The organism is Stenotrophomonas sp. STEN021, assembly GCF_056760175.1.
This window is the reverse complement of record NZ_JBRREH010000019.1, coordinates 1-18,085: the sequence shown is the minus strand read 5'-3', so window position 1 is coordinate 18,085 and position 18,085 is coordinate 1. Positions and strand designations below refer to the sequence as shown.

At 62.5% G+C, this 18,085-nt stretch carries 11 protein-coding genes; all 11 read left to right on the top strand.

Annotated elements, in window-relative coordinates; genetic code table 11:
• Positions 1–28 precede the first annotated feature (28 nt).
• Positions 29–358: a capsid staple protein gene (gene gp10 / locus ACVOL0_RS06110; RefSeq protein ID WP_481548342.1), complete on the top strand. Its 330-nt coding sequence runs from the start codon at positions 29–31 to the stop codon at positions 356–358.
• A gap of 3 nt (positions 359–361) precedes the next feature.
• Positions 362–1,006 (top strand): phage connector family protein, encoded by a 645-nt coding sequence (locus tag ACVOL0_RS06105; protein WP_481548341.1) that lies wholly within the window; start codon positions 362–364, stop codon positions 1,004–1,006.
• Between the two features lie 4 nt (positions 1,007–1,010).
• Complete coding sequence (locus tag ACVOL0_RS06100; RefSeq protein WP_481548340.1) at positions 1,011–2,186, top strand: phage tail protein; 1,176 nt, start codon at positions 1,011–1,013, stop codon at positions 2,184–2,186.
• Entirely contained in the window at positions 2,186–3,859 is a 1,674-nt protein-coding gene (locus tag ACVOL0_RS06095; RefSeq protein WP_481548339.1) for a phage tail protein, read from the top strand. The genes ACVOL0_RS06100 and ACVOL0_RS06095 overlap by 1 nt, the downstream gene beginning before the upstream one ends.
• Positions 3,859–4,332 (top strand): hypothetical protein, encoded by a 474-nt coding sequence (locus tag ACVOL0_RS06090; protein WP_481548338.1) that lies wholly within the window; start codon positions 3,859–3,861, stop codon positions 4,330–4,332. The genes ACVOL0_RS06095 and ACVOL0_RS06090 overlap by 1 nt, the downstream gene beginning before the upstream one ends.
• A complete protein-coding gene (locus ACVOL0_RS06085) occupies positions 4,325–4,882 on the top strand; it encodes a virion core protein, T7 gp14 family (RefSeq protein WP_481548337.1) in 558 nt (185 codons plus the stop codon). The genes ACVOL0_RS06090 and ACVOL0_RS06085 overlap by 8 nt, the downstream gene beginning before the upstream one ends.
• Positions 4,882–7,122, top strand: coding sequence for a hypothetical protein (locus tag ACVOL0_RS06080; RefSeq protein ID WP_481548336.1), 2,241 nt, complete (start codon positions 4,882–4,884; stop codon positions 7,120–7,122). The genes ACVOL0_RS06085 and ACVOL0_RS06080 overlap by 1 nt, the downstream gene beginning before the upstream one ends.
• The gene (locus tag ACVOL0_RS06075; protein WP_481548335.1) at positions 7,119–14,228 is read left to right on the top strand and encodes a zeta toxin family protein; all 7,110 of its coding nucleotides are present in this window, start codon (positions 7,119–7,121) and stop codon (positions 14,226–14,228) included. Before ACVOL0_RS06080 ends, ACVOL0_RS06075 begins: the two co-directional genes overlap by 4 nt.
• A gap of 162 nt (positions 14,229–14,390) precedes the next feature.
• A complete protein-coding gene (locus ACVOL0_RS06070; RefSeq protein ID WP_481548334.1) occupies positions 14,391–15,239 on the top strand; it encodes a PDZ domain-containing protein in 849 nt (282 codons plus the stop codon).
• Positions 15,240–15,324: 85 nt separating this feature from the next.
• Positions 15,325–16,890 carry a hypothetical protein gene (locus tag ACVOL0_RS06065; RefSeq protein ID WP_481548333.1) on the top strand — a complete coding sequence of 522 codons (1,566 nt, stop codon included), beginning with the start codon at positions 15,325–15,327 and terminating at the stop codon, positions 16,888–16,890.
• Entirely contained in the window at positions 16,890–18,002 is a 1,113-nt protein-coding gene (locus tag ACVOL0_RS06060; protein ID WP_481548332.1) for a hypothetical protein, read from the top strand. The genes ACVOL0_RS06065 and ACVOL0_RS06060 overlap by 1 nt, the downstream gene beginning before the upstream one ends.
• Positions 18,003–18,085: the final 83 nt, after the last annotated feature.

Genomic DNA, 18,085 nt, shown 5'->3' with positions numbered 1-18,085 from the left:
GGTGGCCTCTCTCTTTCTGGAGCAGCACATGAAGCTGGTTTCGATGAAGCGCAGCGAGGTGGACAAGGGCGAGGCAGAGAGCTGCTCGCCGTGTCATGGCGACACGCCCGACTACCCCTGGGGCCTGCGGCTGAACCTCAATGAAGAACAGCTGGCGCAGCTGGGTATCGGCGCCATGCCAACGGCAGGTGCGGTGATCCTGATCGAGGCCAAAGGCGTCGTGTCGAGCATGCGCGAGGAGCAGATCGACGGGAAGCTTCAGCGTGGGCTGGAGATCCAGATCACCGAGCTTGGCGTGGACACTGGCGCAGGCGAGACGGTGGCCGAGCGCCTGTATCCGGCCAAGGACAAGGCGTAAGCCATGCCTTCCAAGATCGACATCTTCAACTTGGCGCTGCTGAAACTGGCTCAGGACGCAACGATTGCCAGCTTCACGGAGCGGTCCAAGGAATCCCGAATCGCTGCACGCCTGTGGGAGCCCATGCGCGACCTGGTGCTTGCCGAGCGGCAGTGGCCGTGGGCCATGCGCGCGATGCCGCTGGCTGTGGCCAGCGAGCCGGCAATGCCTGGCTGGCAGCTGCGCTACTCACGTCCGGCTGACTGCATCACCGTGGTGGCGGTCACGGATGAGGCCGGCGTGCGCGCCGCTCGTCGCATGTCGCGGTGGTGCGAGGACGACTTCCGCCTGCGCTACGCGGTTGAATACGAGGTGGCCGGTGGCGAGGAGGGCACCAGCATCCTTGCCGACATCGAGCAGGCCTACCTGATCTACGTCGCGCGCGTCGAAGACACCGAGCGCTATCCACCGAGTTTTGTGGATGCGCTGGCCTGCAAACTGGCCGAGGAAGCAGCGCCGGCGATCATTGGTGATCGAGGCTTCAGCTCAAAGCCAAACCTGAAGCAGCTGTACCAGATGGCCCTGAGCCAGGCAGCTGCTCACGCCTACAACGAGGGCGTGCACGACGACGATCCGTACATGCCGGCCGCTCAAGCGGCGAGGGGCTGAGGCGATGCCGAATTTCCCGCAACCGTCCTTGGCTGGCGGCGAGCTGTCGCCAGGGCTGCATGGCCGCGTGGACCTTGCCCGTTACATGACCAGCCTGGCCACGTGCCGCAATGTGGAGACCAAGCCAACGGGAGGTGCAGCGAAGCGCCCTGGATACATCTTTCGCGGCGAGGTGAAGCACCACGACCGCGACACCCGGCTTGTCCCGTTCATTTACTCCACGGAGATCAACTACCTGATCGAGATGGGGGACGGCTACTTCCGGTTTTGGGTGGACGGGGTGCTGCTTCGCGATGGCCTTGGGCAGCCGGTTGAGGTGGTTACGCCCTACACGGGAACCATGATCTACGACGTTCGTTTTACCCAGTCGGCAGACGTGATGTATCTGGTGCACCCGTGGATCCCACAGAAGGAGCTGCGCCGGCTCACTGCGACCACGTTCGAGCTGCGCAACTTCGAGTTTCGCCGTGGGCCGTTCCGCGCCTTCAACACCGATGAGGCTGCAGTAATGGCCGTGTCAGGGACGCAAGGCGTGGTCAACGTGACGGTCAACGTGTCCACCTTCACGCCCGAGATGGTTGGTTCGCTGCTGTACGTCGAGGAGAAGGAGCTGCGCTCCGTCAAACCGTGGGTATCTGCGGAAAAGAACGTCCCCATCGGCGCGTATCGCCGCAGCGACCAGAAGGTCTACCGGTGCGTGTCGGTGCCAACAAGTCTTGGTGGGAAAGGTTCTCCATACTACGTCTGCGGTGGCGTCCGCCCGGTGCATGACGTTGGCCGGGCATTCGATGGTCCGCAGGACGTGAAAGACGATGGCGTTAACTCCTACGCCGTGGGTGTGGAGTGGGAATATGTACACGGTGGCTTCGGCATCCTGCAGGTAACCGAGTTCGTCAGCGCATACGCGGTGAAGGCCACCGTCATCGAACGCATCCCCGACAGCATCATCGGTACTGCGCCGGCTCCCGTCGGCGGTCCCTGGTCCTTTAGTGGCGACGGCACCGCCAAGGTTTTCCCCATCACCGGCGCGGCCAGCGGGTCCTACCTGGACTACAGGGTCACCATCAATGGTGTTCCTGTGCAATCCAACCCGTTCTATCCAGGCGGTAGCGGTACTGGCGGTTCCAGCACCGGCGGCATCGGGCGCGGTGGTAACGGCACGACTACGGAGGCGCTGTAATGGCACAGGGCTGGACGATCAACGCCATCACCGGGCAGATCACGTTCTACGAGGCGCCGCCGGCTGGTACAGACAACATCGTCGTGACGGAGTTCGCCGCGGGCGCCAATGGCGGCACCGACGTGTGGGCAGTCGGCGCCTGGTCGTATCGCTACGGCTATCCCGGCGAGGTGGAGTTCTACGCCGATCGAATCTGGTTTGCCGGTACGCCGGGCGATCCGCAGACGGTGTGGGCATCGAACATCGGCGACTACAACAACTTTGGCCGCAGCTCCCCGATCGTGGACAGCGATGCGGTGTCCTTCACCATCAACGCGAGGCAAGTGAACGCCATCCGCGACCTGGTGCCGCTGGACAGCCTGCTGGTACTGACCACCGGCGGAGAGTGGAAGGTCACCGGTGGGCAGGACGATGTGGTCACTCCCAGCACCATCGGCATCAAGCCGCAGTCCTACTATGGCGTTGGTAACGTACCGGCCAGGGCTTTGGGCGAATCGGCGATCCTGCTGCAAGAGCAGGGCCAGAAGGTTCGTGACCTGGCCTATCAGTTCGAGAAGGATGGGTTCCGTGGCAGCGAGATCAGCATCTGGGCCGATCACCTGGTAGAGGGTTACAGCTTTCGCTGGATCGAGAAAGCCGCGGCGCCATGGCAGATCGTATGGCTGGTGCGCAATGACGGTGTACTGGTGGGCTGTACCTACCTGCCCGAGCAGGAGGTTAGCGGCTGGCACCGGCATGACACGGGACGTGATACCGAGAATCCCGAGATCGGCGAGGACCGTGTGCTGGATGTGTGCTGCCTGCCCCGGAAGGATGAAACCCAGACTTATGCGCTGGTACGCCGCGTGGTCAATGGGCAAGTTCGACAGTACATCGAGCAGAAGGCTCCGACGCGCCAGCCCGAGACTTTGGACTGGAAGTACCTGGACAGCATGCTGACATACGATGGCCGCAATGCCTCGATGACCACGATCACCCTCACTGGCTCAGGCTGGACGGAGAACGACGAGCTGACAGCGTCAGCCAGCGATGCGGTGTTCACCGGTGGCAGCGATGTCGGCGATGGCCTGCTGCTGCGACTGGGCAGCGAACAGGTGCGGTGCGTAATCATTGAGTTCATCAGCACCGTAGCGGTGAAGGTGCGCAGCATCGGCCAGGTGCCGACGGCACTGCGGAATGTCGCGGTGCTGAATTGGACCTTTCAACGAGACAGCATCGGCGGCCTTGGGCACCTGGAGGGCCGGACCGTGTTCGCGTTGGTGGACGGCAACGTGGAGCGCGACCTGGTCGTGTCGGCCGGCAAGGTGCAGTTGCAGCGCCCAGGCGGTGTGGTGCAGGTCGGCCTGCCGTATGGCGCACACATCGAGACGCTGGAGATCAACAGCGCCAGCGGTGAGGCGGTCCGGGCGATGAAGAAACTGACCTTCGAAATCGCCTTGGTCGTGCGGAACACGCGCGGTGTACATGTCGGCGGTTCGCTGGGTGCGCTGGACCCGATTGCACAGCGGCAGTTCGAGAACTACGACGAACCGACCGAAGCGCATACCGGAATTTTCAAGAAGAACATCACCGCCCGGTGGGGCGAGGATTGCGGACACGTGCACATCTTTAGCGATGACCCGCTGCCGATGGAGATCCTGTCCATCGTCCCGAAAGTGGCCATCTCCGACTGATGCGCGCCGTATTGGTGCCCGCTGAATCGGCGCACGTCGGAGAGATCGCTGTGCGCGCCCGGCAGCAGGACATTGCTGAGCTGTGGGCGCTCTCCCGCACGACGCCTGCGGAGGCGCTGACGCGCGGGCTGGCCACGACCGTGGACGCCACCACTGCTTTGTTGGACGGGCGCCCTGTGGCCATGTTCGGAGCATCGCCGTATTCGATCCTGGGCGGAATGGGGACGCCCTGGATGATCGGCACCGTCGACCTGCGGAGCTGGTCGGCCCAGAAGGAACTGCTGCGTGTCGCCGCTCCGGCGGTCGAGCGTATGCAGGAACGGTTCCCCATGCTTCTTTTCAACGCTGTCGACGCTCGGAACAAGCCGGCCCAGCGCTGGCTGCGGTGGCTCGGCTTCCAGTTCCTCGAACCCCTCCCGGTTGGCCCTGACGGGCTCCCGTTTATCCCTTTCTGGAGAAAAGCCGGTGTGTGAACCGACTTCCATCGCCTTGATTGCCACCACGGTGCTGACGACTGCCTACCAGGCGAACACCCAGCGGCAGGAAGGCAAGGCCAACGCAGCCATCGCGGAGAACAATGCCCGGCTGGCAAGTGCTGACGCCGACGCGACAAACGCGCAGGCAACCCGCGACATGGAGCAACAGTCTTGGCGCACGCGCGCCCTGCTTGGCCAACAGCGGGCATCCATCGCGGCCAACAACCTTGATCCAACGTTCGGCACCGCCGCTGAGATCATGGGCGAGACGGCCATGTTCGGTGAGGTCGACCAGCAGACGTTGCGCATGAATGCCGCTCGACAGTCGTGGGGATTTAACGCTCAGGCAACGAATTACCGCAACCAGGGGTCTCTGGCGCGCTGGAGTGGCAACACCCAAGCGGCCGGCACAATTCTCGGGGGTCTGGCATCGGCGGCGAATCAGGCCTATAGCGCGTACGGCTCCCGTAGCGCCGGCAAATCCCGCGTGGGTGGCGGCACCACTGGCACCGTCAACAACGGCAGTTGGATGGGAGGCTACGCCTGATGGCCACCTTGATTCCCCGTAGCCCCGGCCCGCAGGTCCAGCAGCAGATGGGTCCGCAGGTGCGCAACACTGCGCAGGTCGACATGTCGCCAGCCGTCCGTGCTGCCGGCGTGCTTGGCAAGACTGCCGGTGACTTCTTCCAGCAGCAGAAGGACAAGGCGGATCTCACGGCGGTTATGCAGGCGCGTCGTGAGCTTTCCGATTGGGAGGGCAGCACTTTCAATCCAGCCAGCGCCGACGGCATTGCCAAGTACCAGGGGAAAAACTCGCTGCAAGCGCACGATGCGCTGCTCGGTGACTTGGATAGTCGGGTCAGCGACATTCGTTCCAGGTTGTCCGCCGATCAGCAGCAGCGTTTCGACCAAGTTGCTTTCAGCTTCCGCGATACCATCCAGACGCGCCTGGACGGCTACGCGGACCGCGAATACAGCATCTACGAGAAGGAAGAGCGCAAGGCGACCCTGGACAGCATCGGCCAAGATGCCGTAAGTGCCGGGATGGCCGGTGACTTCGGCCTGTCGGATACCCGCATTCAAGAGGCCATTGGTATCGCCACGGCATCTGATCTTGCCCAAGGCCTTGGTCCCGAGGCCATCAAGGCCAGTGAGCGCGGCATCGTTTCGTCGGTCCGTAAGCAGACGGCGGCTGCCATGGCCACCCGCGACCCGTTTGCGGCCGAGGACTACTACCACCGCTACGCCGACCAGATGACCCCGGAGGATCGTGCGCAGGTTGAGCGCACGTTGTACCCGGTCGTGAAGGATCGCGCAGCTTACGAGCTGGCCCAGTCCATTGCCGATGGACGCGGCGCCGCCGAGCCTCTGCCGGCTCCAGCAGCACGCGGCGTTCCTTCGGCTGCGGTGGCCAAGGCCATTGATGACGCCGCTGCGGCAGAGGGGCTGGATGCGGCAGGCCGCGCCGACCTGTACGCCCTGGCAGAGCAGGAATCAGGCTTCCGGGCCGACGTCGTCAACAAGGAAGTGCTGGACGATGGCGACCAAGCAACCGGGCTTTTCCAGTACCGGGCAACCAGTGCCGGCGGCATCGACCGGAAAGATGCCGCGGCTTCGGCCCGGCGTGCGGCGCGCGAGTACCGGGAGCGGTTGGCCAAAGGTGGGCGCGAGTTCGCTATCGCCGCGCACTTCGCGGGTGAGGGCGGTGCTGATGCGGTGGTTAATCGTGGCCGCTCCGCCCAGAATCCGAAGACTGCGCTCTATGTGCGCCAGGTCATGGGGCGATCCGCGCGTTGGGGTTCTGAGGGTGGGGCTGGTGTTGCGCCGGCGGCACCGGTTGCCGCTGGCGCCCCTGCAATGCCCGCGACCCTGGCAGATGCCGTCGCGGCCATCCCCCGCACCATGCCGCCGGATCAGCGGGCTGCGACGGAGGGCTATCTGCGCGACATCTTCGCCCAACGCAGGGATCGGATCGAGCAGGCCAAGCAGCAGGCGGCAATGTCGATCTACGACAAGGTGGCCGCGGCCGGTGCAAGCGTGCCGCTGTCGCAGGTATTGGCACCTGCCGAGCTGGCGCTGGTCGGTCAGGATTCCAGCCTCAGCGAGTCCATAAACCGGTATCGGAACCTGATCTCAGAAGGGACGGTGATCGAAGATGATCCGGGGACGCTCGATCGACTGCATCGGATGCAGGCACTTCAGCCATCCGAGTTTTCCAGGCTTCCACTTGGCCAGTACGCCGACAAGCTGAGCGGAAAGACTTTGAAGACTCTGGCCGAGGACCAGACCAAGGCCAACGATCCGGCAAAACGCGTCGACTACATGACGGACGAGCAGCGGCTTAATCGAGGGTTCCAGATGCTGGGGATCGGTACTGACTCCGACGCCAGTGGAGATGGGTCCGGCGACAAGAATGCACCTCGCAGCTCGCTTCGCGGCGAGTTCCGCATCGCGTACCAGAACGCGCAGACGGCGTTTGTGCAGACCACTGGAAAGAAGCCGACGCCAGAACAGGGGGACGTGCTGCTTAGCACCGTGGCCAGACAGTTCTCTCAGAATCTGCAGGCAGGGCGGCTGGGAACAATCCGCGATGAGGACGGAAAGTTCAAGAACAACCCGAAGGTGGCAACTGGCCTCTACAGCGCTGCCGCGCAGTTCGACCTGCAAGTGAGCCAGGCCGATCGTGACGCCGTGCGCGGCGCTTACACCCAGAAGTACGGCCAGGCACCGACCGATGCCTGGGTTACGCAATATCTGTCCCGCAGGATTCAAGGAGCCAAGAAGTGATCGACAACGTGCTGGACGGCTTCGATGAGCTGTCGGATGAGATCGAAAGCAGTCGGCAGGTCACTCTGCGCAGTGCCTACACGGGCACCAGTGCAAAGCCCGAGGAAGCTGCTCGCGCGAACAAACTTTCGGACCAGCTCGGCCAGCCTTACGGAGTTGTGGCGGCAAATCTGAGCGACTTCGAAGACGACGCCCGGCGGCAAGACATATCCGAAGCTGGAAAGCGTTCTCCGCATGTGGCCGAGTTTCTGAGCGATCCACGTCGCATGGCGCTCGCCAGTGATGAAGCGCCGAAGCTGGCTTCGTATGCGAAGGCGCTCAAGCCGGAGGGGGAAGGCCCTCAGTCTCTGCTGGGCCGCACTGTCTACTCCCTCTTTGGGCCAATGATGCAGGGTGAGGTTGGCCAGAAGCTCAGCGCCAATCTGGACGACTTCTCTGGCATCACCTGGGCTGAAACAAGGGGCAAGCTCGCGGGCTGGGGCCAGTCGATGGCGGAGTCCTTGAGGGATGAGGCCGACTACTCTGGCGGGGCCGATATTGACGATGCCTCCCTTGCCCGTGACGCTCGTCTGGCTGTGTCACGCAAGGGGGCGCTGGAAGCAGAGCGCGCCGATATGGCCAAACGTGCGGCCGCGGCGCGCGGCGAGGCCGGTGCGATCCAGCAGTCTTACCCGGACAACTCGCTCGGTTACCACGCGATGGGCGTTGCTCGGTCCCTGCCTCTGATGGCTGCCGCGGTCATTACGCGTAGCCCATCTGCTGGCGCCGTTCTGATCGGAACGGGTACTGCCGTCGACCAACGCAGCCAGGCCTTGGAGGAGGGGGCGACACCTGAGCAGGCCACTGCCAGCGGTATTGTGCATGGCACCCTTGAGGGCAGTCTCGACGCAGTAACCTTGGGTATCGCTCGTTTCGGCGTGGGTCCGGTCAAGGACGCGCTGGTCAAGCGCTTCGGTGAGGGTGTGGCCACACGCCTGCTGGCGCGTGCTTCAAACAGCGCCGGCGGACGGATCGCGCTCGCCACGGCCGAAGGTTCCGCTACCGAAATTCCGACCACGCTCGGCCAGATGGCATCCGATGAGCTGATCCTGGACAAGGACTACACGGCCGCTGACTACCAGCGCGGTATCCGCGATAGCGCCATCCAAGGCGGTGCCATGTCGGGCGGCATGTACGTGGCGACGGCTCCGGTGCGCACTCTTGCTCGAATGGAGGAGGATCGACAGCTGGCGCAGCTGATCGAGTCTGCCGACGCAAACGAGCGACTTCAGCTGGCAACCGACATTGCCGCTGGTCTGCGATTGACTGAGCGAAGCCCCGCCGATATCGCCGCCTTCACGGAGCAGGTGAGCGGCACTGATCAGCGCGTGTACATGCCGGCGGAGCAGGCGCAGGTATTGTTCCAATCGGAATCGCTGCTGGAACTGGTGGGGGATGAGGGCGTACTGGCCGAACAAATGGCGTCGGGCGAACTCTCGGTTTCGCTTGCGCAATGGATGTCCGTCGTTTCGCGCCTCCCAAACCGAAAGGAGATCGAGCATCACGCGAGAACCACGGTAGACGGCTTCTCTCCTGCGGACATGGAGTCCTACGATCCGGACGCGCTCGCTGCCGAGTTTGGTGCACAGGAGACGGATGGCGCGGCGATGCGATCGGCACCGCAAAACAGAGAGGCGCGAGAGCAGATCCAGCAGGATGTGATGGGGCAGCTCATCGGTACAGGTCGATATGGCACCAAGGCAGCTGAGGCGCAAGCCAAACTATTCGCGGCCGGTATCACCACGTTGGCCGAACGCTCGGGGATTGATCCAACAGACCTGTATCAGCGGCATATGGGCGGGATTCGCTCGGGGCGGTCTGACGGGACTGCCAGCCCATTGGCCAGTCGCCCGTTCCTGGAGTCCGGCCGGATCGATGCGCTGCTCTCCTCGATCCGCTCTCCAGATGGTGGTGCCACAGCCTCAGAACAGTTTGGCCCCTCGCTCGCATCGTGGCTGGTTTCGGAGGGCGGACTGCGTGATCAGGCCGGCGAGCTGCGCGCGCGCGACGCAGGGAAGTTGCGCCCCGGCCTAGTAAGCCGGAACGGTATGCCCCTGGATACCGCCCGCGAGCTTGCTGCAGAGGCGGGCTTCATCCCCACTGATGGCGATGTGAACAGTCTGCTGGACGCGCTGGATTCGGACCTGCGCGGCAATGCTGTATACAGCCCTGACCTCGGGAATCAGGCCAGGCAGCAATTTGAGCTGGATCGCCAGTCGTTGCTTGGCGCCATCGACAGCACTCCGGCCCTGCGGGACATGCCTGCGGAAGAGTTTCAGGCGATGACGAACCAGCAGATTGCCGACCTGCTGGGTCCAATTGAGTCCTATAACCAGTTGGCAGCACCCGGCGATTTGCTGGATTCAGATGGGTTCAAGCAGTGGTTCGGCGACCGGACCATCGACCAACTGGAGGCGGACTATGCCGCGATGCCAGAGACCGACGAAGGCCACAAAATTGATACCGATCTGGTGCGCGAGCTGGCGCCGGACTACGTTGCTGACCGTAGCCGCTCGCAGGAGCTGCACCCTTATGCCAGCCGGCTGACGGCTGAACTGCTGCGCCGGGCGTTGGCCAGGCCGGTGCGGGAGGGTAAATCGCCTGTGGTAGCGCTGCTGGCTGGTGGTGGCGGCTCCGGCAAGTCCACTGCAGGCGGACCGGTGCTGATGGACTTGAACCCCGACATCACCTACGACAGCACGCTTTCAAGCATGGCTACCGCCAATCGGGTGATCGCGGCTGCGGTGGAAGGAAACAAACGGGATGTGGGGGTGGTGTTCGTCTACCGGTCCCCAGAAAGGTCTGCAGAAGGCGCTATCGCTCGCGCAATCGGCAAGGGGCGGCCGGTTCCTGTCTGGGCGCTGGCTGATGCGCATGCCGGCGCAGTGGCCACGATCAAGGCGCTGGCGAAGGAGTATGATGGCAACCAGAGAGTTCAAATCACCGCCATTTGGAACGATGGCAAGCTGGATGAACGCCGAGTCATCGCAGTAGAGGAGATTCCCGATGTTGAACGAAACGAAGCAGAGCGCATCTTCCGCGACGCCGTTGAAGCCGAGCGAGCCGCGGGCAGGCTTGACGAAAAGCTCCACGCCGCCTTCCTCCAGGTTCCCGAAGGACTGGCTGGAGAAGGGGCTGGACAGGCTCAATCAGCAGACCCCGGAAACGCTGCCGGAAACGCCGTAACCGAACAGACCCCGCCCACCGGCGGGGTTTCTGCTTCTGGGGATACGTTCTTCCAGCGAATCGGTGACGCCGTCCGGTCATTGTTCCAGCCCAAGAAGGCCAAAGGCGAGAACCGCGGGCAGATAGAAATCTTCCCTGACCGTCGCATGGCAATCAGCCTGTTCGAGAGCGCCGACCGCAGCACCTTCCTGCACGAAACCGGTCACTTCTTCCTGGAGGTGTACCGAGATCTAGCGGCGATGCCTGATGCTCCGCAAAAGGTGAAGGATGACTTCGCCGGCCTCCTGAAATGGGCGGGGGTGGAGTCGGCCGACCAGATTGGCCGCGACCAGCACGAACAGTTCGCGCGTGGCTTCGAGCACTACCTAGCCGAAGGTAAAGCACCGTCTCCGGAACTACAGCCGGTGTTTTCGCAGTTCAAAGCATGGTTGCGCGGGATCTATCGCAGCCTCTTGAACTTGGACGTGAGCCTGACCGACGACGTGCGGGGAATCATGGACCGCATGCTGGCGTCCGACGAGCAGATCGAGATTGCGCAGGCCCGGCAAGGCATGGCCCCGCTGGCTCGAACGGCAGAGGAGGCGCGGGCCCTCGGTATGACCGAGCAGCAGTGGGAGGACTACATCGCCAAGGTGGAAGCGGCGAGCGAGGACGCAAAGGCGGAGGTCCTGTCGCGGCTGGTGAAGTCGCAGGAACGTGCGCTCAAACGCTGGTGGAAGGAAGAAGAGGCCTCTGTGCTGGCAGAAGTGTTGGCCGAGTACGGCAACCTACCCGCCGAACGTCTGGCGCGTGTTCTGGCTGGTGCCAAGACGTACCGAGACGGCACCCCGATCGCGGATGCTGAGCGCGTCCATCTTGATCGGCAGTCCCTGGTTGATGGCTGGGGCGATGCCTATCTCGCCCGGCTGAAGGGCCTGTACCGCAACGAGGGCGGCGTATCCCCCGATATGCTGGCTCCGTTGCACGGCTTTGAGTCCGGAGATGCGCTGGTCAAGGCACTGGCTAATCGCGGTGACTTGCGTGCCCGTGCTGAAGCCGAAGCGAAGGCGCGCATGCTGGAGCGGCACGGCGATCCGTTCGCAGACGGCACACTGCCAGAGCTGGCGATGGAAGCGGTGCATGGCAATCGGCGGGTTCGGGTGCTGGAGCATGAGCTGAAGGTGTTGGCCGATCTTGCTGGCCAACCGACCCCCAGCCCGCGAGTGATGAATGCTGCCGCTCGCGATATTGTCCAAGGCAAGAGCAGCCGGGAGCTACGGCCGAACGATCACCTGGTTGCTGAGCGCAGGGCAGCCCGTCAGGCGCTGCAAGCAGCGGTCAAGGGCGACTTTGCCGCTGCGCTGCAGGCCAAGCGGCAGCAGGTGTTCAACGCGGCACTGTTCAAGGCCGCGACGGATGGGCGGAAACAGTTTTCCCAGATCGAAAAGGCCGCCAAGGCGCTCACTCAGAAATCGTCGCAGGAGCGGCTGGCGAAAGCCGGTAATGGGTTCTTGCAGCAGGTGAACGGGATTCTTGCGGCCTATGGCTTTGGCAGGGCCGAGCCAGGGGATGCAGTGGGGTTGATGGCGTGGCTGGACGGCTTGCAGAGCAGCGGCGAAGTTACGGCCGTTACCGACACGGTCATGGCTCGGCTGTCGGCACCCGCGCAGTTCCGTGACATTCCACTGGCCGAGGCCCGCGAGTTCGGAGAGGCAGTGCGGAACCTATCCCACCTCGCTAGCCGGCAGAACAAGATTCTGGCTGGGGCGCGCAAGGTAGATAAGGAAGATGCTGTAAAGGAACTGATCGATCGCCCCACGGAGGTTTTGGGCGAGGCCAAGGAATACGTATCAGAGGGCGACTTGCCGCTGGCGCAGCGTGCCGGTCGGTCGGTGGTCAACAAGCTGGATGACATCACGCGCGTAGAGAACATCATCGAGAAGCTGGATGGCGGCGAGACGGGGCCGTGGCACGATTTCATCTGGCATGCGCAGGAGCAGGCCGAGATCAAGAAAAGCCAGCTGATGCGCAGAGTGGGTCAGATGCTCAAGACCCTGCACGATGGCTTGCCATCTGACTGGGCAGACAACCTGAACAAGCCGGTCACGTACAAGGGCGTTCGAGTAACGCGCGGCCGGCTGATCTCGATGGCAATGAACATGGGCAACGCCGGCAACATCCAGCGATTGAGGAATGGCGGTTTCGCTACCAATACACGGGCTATTGCCCTGTCTGAGGCCGACCTGTCTGTTCTCAGTTCGATGCTTACCACGACCGAGTGGAACTACGTGCAGGGCATGTGGGATGCCATTGGCTCCATGCGGCCAGACATCGAGGCCTTGAACAACCGCATGGGGGGAATCCCCATCCAGTTCGTTGAGGCGCTGCCGTTTACGGTTCGCACGGCCGATGGGGAAACGATCCAGCTTGCAGGCGGGTACTTCCCGATCGCCTACGATTCTTCTCGATCGAGGGTGGGTGACGTGCAGTCCACCGAAGACGCCATGCAGACACTGATGGCGAGTGGGGCGGCCCGCGCGGCCACCAGCAAGGGTCACACCAAAGGCCGCGCAGAAGAGGTTTCAGCGGCCTTGCTGCTTGACTATGGACAGGTGGTGCATCGCCACCTTGATCAGGTGATGACGGATCTGGCGTACCGGGAAACTGTCCGCGATGTGCAGATGCTGCTGAAAGACCCTCGGATCAGGAGCTATGTGACCTCGCGGCTGAGCGAGTCCGCGTGGCGCTCGCTGATGGGTGGCCTGGCGCACTCGGTGGTTGGCAGCACCGCAGCGGCAGGTAGTGTTTCAAACTGGCGTCCACTGGTGGATGGCCTGCTGGCAAACACCACGGTGGCTGCTTTGGCGATCCGCCCGGATCTCGCGCTCGGCAACTACGGCTCAGCCCTGATCCAGGGCATGGATCGTGCTGGCCGGACGGAGGTGACGAAGGCCCTGGTTGACTTCCAGGCCAACAGAGCCGAGCTCACACAGTCGATCACGGAGAAGTCGCCGTTCATGGCCGGCCGCCTGCAAGAGGTCGACTATCTCTACAGCAGCGCCATCAACAAGATTCAAGGGAATAAGTGGAAGGGCCGGCATGCGGCTTACACCCGCACGGTGATGAGCCTCCATCGCTACGCGGATGCTGATGTAGCGCGGGTGGTGTGGCTGGCGCGGTACGGGATCGAGAAGCGCAAGGGTGCGGAAGACTCGGAGGCGGTGCGGCTCGCGGACAAGGCGGTGCGAATGACCCAGACCGCGACGGCGAAGAAGGACCTCTCCACCTTTGAGCGCGATGCGTCCTTGCGGCAGACACGGCAGTACATGGGTCCAATGTTCGTGATCTTCGGCCGGTTGCGGGCGGCGACCGAGGGGAGCGGGGCGACCCGCAGTGGTTCGGCACGGATGATGTCGCTGCTGCTGCAATGGGTACTGGCACCGGCAGCGTTCGCATTGCTGTCGGGCAGGCTCCCTGACGACGATGACGACGACGGGAAGGACTGGATGACCTGGCTGGTGAAGGAAATTGGCCTGTTCCCCGTGCAGACCATGCCGCTGGTGCGCGATGTTGCAGCGCTGGCGGACTCCTACCTGTCCGGGCGCCAGCCGAACTCGCGAAGCGCTCCCCTGGCTACCGCGATCAGCAACATGGGCAAGGCAGGTAAACGGATAATCGACAATGATTTCGACGGAGACTCATGGGATGAGTTCACCGTTGATTTGCTGCAGCTCGCGGGCCCATTGGTAGGTGCGCCGGCAGCCCAGGCAAAGCGCTGGAAAAAGGCGTTCGATGCAATATGGGATGACCCCGATACTGGGACGCTGGAGCTGACCCAGATGGCGGTTTACGGCGAAGCGCCGTTCTATGCCAACGGAGAGGTGCTGCCTGAGAATCAGTAGCGTGACGCAGGCACCGATCCCCGCTATTGTTCTGCCATCAAACCAACAGGCAGGGGGCCTATGACCACGGGAAACTCGGCGAAGCCGAACAGTGATGGATAGGGGATTGTCAGAAACCGGGTTGTCTATTGCAGGATGCACAAGAATTTAAGGAGATTAGTAATGGAACTTGTTGTTCGATCGGCAAGAAAAGTGACTTTCCAAGCAGGGCGATTAACTTGGCGTTTCGGGTTGGTTGGAGTTTTTGCCTTTTTGGCAGGCTGCGCCAGTGGATATGGTCAGTTCTACACTGAGGTGCCAGGGGCAACTCCCGATGTAGTTGCTCGCTTGCGCGCAGCGCCTCCGCCGGCGGTACCGATGATCGAGCGGAGTTCTAGCGCTCCCGATCAAGATGCCTACGCACGTCGTGGTTACGCACCAATCGGATACTCGTCGTTCAATAGCGGACGAGCCGAGAGCGAGGATGCTGCCCTTAAGCATGGGCAAAAGGTTGGGGCCGACCTGGTGGTCGTTGTCAATCCGTCGTTTACCAATTCTGTGACGAGCCAAATTCCTATTACGACTCCAACGTCTTCGACTTCCTACACCACGGGGACAGCAACAGCTTATGGATCGCAAGGACCTGTGACTGCTTATGGAAGTTCAAGAACAACGACGTATGGAAGTCAGACTAATTACATTCCAATGACAACCAATCGCTACGACTATGGCGCAGTGTTCTTCGTGAAGCGCGCTTACATTCTTGGTGCGAATTGGCGTGATTTGAGTGATGCTGAGAGAACAGCTCTGCAGTCAAATAGCGGTGTCGCGGTCGCGTCGGTTGTCGAGGGAACGCCAGCTTTCCGAGGCGACATTCTTGCTGGAGATGTCATTTTAAAAATCGACGGTCAGCAGATATATGGACAACAGGCTGCATCCGACTTGATTGTCGCGGCGCGCGGGCGGAGCGCCATCCTTACGATATCGCGGGGTGGTGTGATTATCGAGAAGTCTATTCCCTTGGATAAGTAGGCGTCGATCTGAAGGGTGTTTTCCCGAGCCACGATTTATTTACAAAAGCCCCGCCAGTGCGGGGCTTCTTCTTTCTGGAGACTCCATGACCATCACGGCAAATGACCGTCGCAAGAGCTACGACGGCAACGGCGTGGCAACCACCTTCAACGGCCCCAGGGCCTTCCTGTCGTCGCATCTGTCGGTGCTGTTCGGGACCGGTGGTGTTTTCACGCTGGTGCCGCCGAGCCAGTACACGGTTCGAGGCCTCGGCCTGCCGGCAACGACCCTGCAATTCAACGATCCGCCGGCTGCCGGCCTGAAGATCCTAATCCTGCGCACGGTGCCGCTGGACCAGCCGACCGACATTACCAACCAGGGCGCGTTCCTGCCGGAGATCCACGAGGACGCATTCGATTACCGGGTGATGCAGCTGCAGCAGCTATCCGAAGACTCAATGCAGACCATCCTCGATCCAGAAACGGGCGAGTTCGTGTGGGATGCCAAGGGCCAGCGGATCATTCGGGTTGGTGATGCAAGGGCCGGCCAAGATGCGCTGAACTTGCGCAGCGCAATGACGATCATTGAGCAGATCCAGACCGGTGGTGTGGGTGTGACGCCGGTGCGCTACCTGTTCCATGACGACGACGGGACCGCGTGGGCGGATGGTGTGGCTACCGATTTCCCCATCCCGCAGGCCGACGTTGCAGACCCATCGATGTACCGGGTGTACTTCGAACAGGTGGCCGGCGCGTTGGACTTTGTGGCGCTGCGCCCCGGCGTCGATTACACCGCCATCGTTGGTTCCGATACCGGCGATTCGATCATGCGGTTTGCCGTTCCGCCAGTTGCAGGCGCCCGAGGGTTCGCGGTCCTGATGGGTTATGCGCGGCCGTGGGCGGGTGATCCGCCGCTGACCACGACGGCGATGCGCAGGGTAGTCCTGGCAGCTGACAGTCTGCTGGTCGACGGAGGCTACGAGAACGCCCTGATCATCTGCCAGTCCGATGATCCGACCACGATCACGATCCGGGTGAACACTGGTAGTGCTGATGCCGATTGGCGCAAGGGAGATTTCGCGCCGCACTTCATGGTGCTGCAGGCGGGCCTGGGCAAGGTTTCCCTGGCTATCGAAGGAGGGGGTAGCATTGTGCCGCCGGACGGGTTCAGCCTTGAGACGCGCGCGCGGCGAAGCATGATCAGCGTTGTGGCACAGCAGGATGATGCATGGAGTGCCGGGGGCGATCTGCTGCGGCTGGCCACGGAGCCGGCCAAGCAGGTGTTCCGCCTTATCGATCGCACGGTTCTGCTTGGAACCAACATCGCCACCGGCACCGTCAAAGACAGCTTTGTCCTTCCCTACGATCTGATGCTTGATGAAGTCGCTGCGCACGGGTTGTACGCGGGGCTGGCGGTGGCGCAGGCTGCTGGCGTTCCGGTAACTGTCGATGTGAATGTGGACGGCGTGAGCATCCTGGCCACACGGCTGACGTTCGATAACGCCGAGAAAACCACGATCACCGCCGCAACACCGGCCGTCTATAGCGCCGCGTTCCTTGCGCTGAATCGCATCATCCCAGCAGGGGCCGAGGTGACCATCGACGTTGACCAGGTGGGTACCGCCTTGGCGAAGGGGCTGACCGTGTACCTGTGCGGCGCGAGGGCCAGCTGATGACCGCGCGCCTGTCGTTGCGGCCGGATCTCGACCAGAACGTCGACGGACTGCCGCTCTACATCACCGGCACCTTGCCCTACGTCATCTCGCGCCTGGCGTATGAGGGGCGGCTCCAGATCCACAACGCTGTCGGGCGCTGCTCGGTTGAGATTCTGGCCGGCAGTGATGACCTGCCACCGGGCAGCTCGGTCTACATTGACCACGCCACACAGGAAGTGGTCATCGCATGGCCGGCGTACAGCCAGTACGTCACACCGCTGGAGAACCCCGGCTTCGAGACCGGCGACACCAGCGGCTGGAGCTTCACTCCGCGCGGGGGCAACGGCACCCCGGTAATCGATACCGCCTACCGCTACGAGGGCACGCATTCGCTGAGGTGGCCCGGTGGGCGCGGGATGGGCAACGAAGGCGGGATCGAGGTTGAGGCCTGGAACAACACCGTCGGCCCCTGCCTGCCCGGCCAGCGCGTGACCACTCGCTTTCGTGGCATGTACAACCCGGCCGGTCACCACTTCGGGAACCAGTACCGGGCGCTTGTCCGCTTCCTCGACAGCGCCGGCAACCCCATCGGCTCCCCGCAGCGCGGCCAGGTGGTCAAGGGGCGAGGGCAGAACGGACGGTGGAATGTTGCTTCTGTCAGCGCGTCAGGGCCGAACGGTACCGCCGGCGTCCAGTTTGGTGCGTGGCTGACTGGTTCCAACGCCCCCGTTTGGATGGATGCGGCCAGTTGGGACGTTCCGTCTGAGTTGGGAGTCGATGAGGTCGGTCGCTATCGCATCACATTGCGGGTTCGGGACTCATCTGGGCGTGCCGCCATTTGGACCGGGGAGCTTGGAGAGTTTCGGGCCTACATTACAAGCGCATTTTACCCGGTGACTGAAGGGGACTCGCTCGGGGTAGCCCCCCTAATCGTGTCGGTGAGCACACGGAATGCGTTTGTGCAGCACACCCAGGCCGCCGAGGACTATCTAGTTGTATCTCCGGTAATTGATGCAGTGAGTACCCGGCCGGTGCATTGGTCATTTGGCCAGTTGCCAGAGGACCTGCTTTCAATTTCTCCATTGATCATCAGTGCGAGCACTAGGGAAGGTCTGATCAAAGCGCTCTGATACTTGGATTTCAGCGTCAAGGCGCCAAGTCGACCTCGATATGATCGATTTTGCGCCGTTTCTGACGCTTTTCGACGGGTTTC

Bases quoted from the DNA above. Each gene is read 5' to 3' on its own strand.
- ACVOL0_RS06105 (WP_481548341.1), top strand. From the start codon at position 362: ATGCCTTCCAAGATCGACATCTTCAACTTGGCGCTGCTGAAACTGGCT.
- ACVOL0_RS06070 (WP_481548334.1), top strand. From the start codon at position 14,391: ATGGAACTTGTTGTTCGATCGGCAAGAAAAGTGACTTTCCAAGCAGGG.
- ACVOL0_RS06065 (WP_481548333.1), top strand. From the start codon at position 15,325: ATGACCATCACGGCAAATGACCGTCGCAAGAGCTACGACGGCAACGGC.
- gp10 (WP_481548342.1), top strand. From the start codon at position 29: ATGAAGCTGGTTTCGATGAAGCGCAGCGAGGTGGACAAGGGCGAGGCA.
- ACVOL0_RS06080 (WP_481548336.1), top strand. From the start codon at position 4,882: ATGGCCACCTTGATTCCCCGTAGCCCCGGCCCGCAGGTCCAGCAGCAG.
- ACVOL0_RS06095 (WP_481548339.1), top strand. From the start codon at position 2,186: ATGGCACAGGGCTGGACGATCAACGCCATCACCGGGCAGATCACGTTC.
- ACVOL0_RS06100 (WP_481548340.1), top strand. From the start codon at position 1,011: ATGCCGAATTTCCCGCAACCGTCCTTGGCTGGCGGCGAGCTGTCGCCA.
- ACVOL0_RS06090 (WP_481548338.1), top strand. From the start codon at position 3,859: ATGCGCGCCGTATTGGTGCCCGCTGAATCGGCGCACGTCGGAGAGATC.
- ACVOL0_RS06060 (WP_481548332.1), top strand. From the start codon at position 16,890: ATGACCGCGCGCCTGTCGTTGCGGCCGGATCTCGACCAGAACGTCGAC.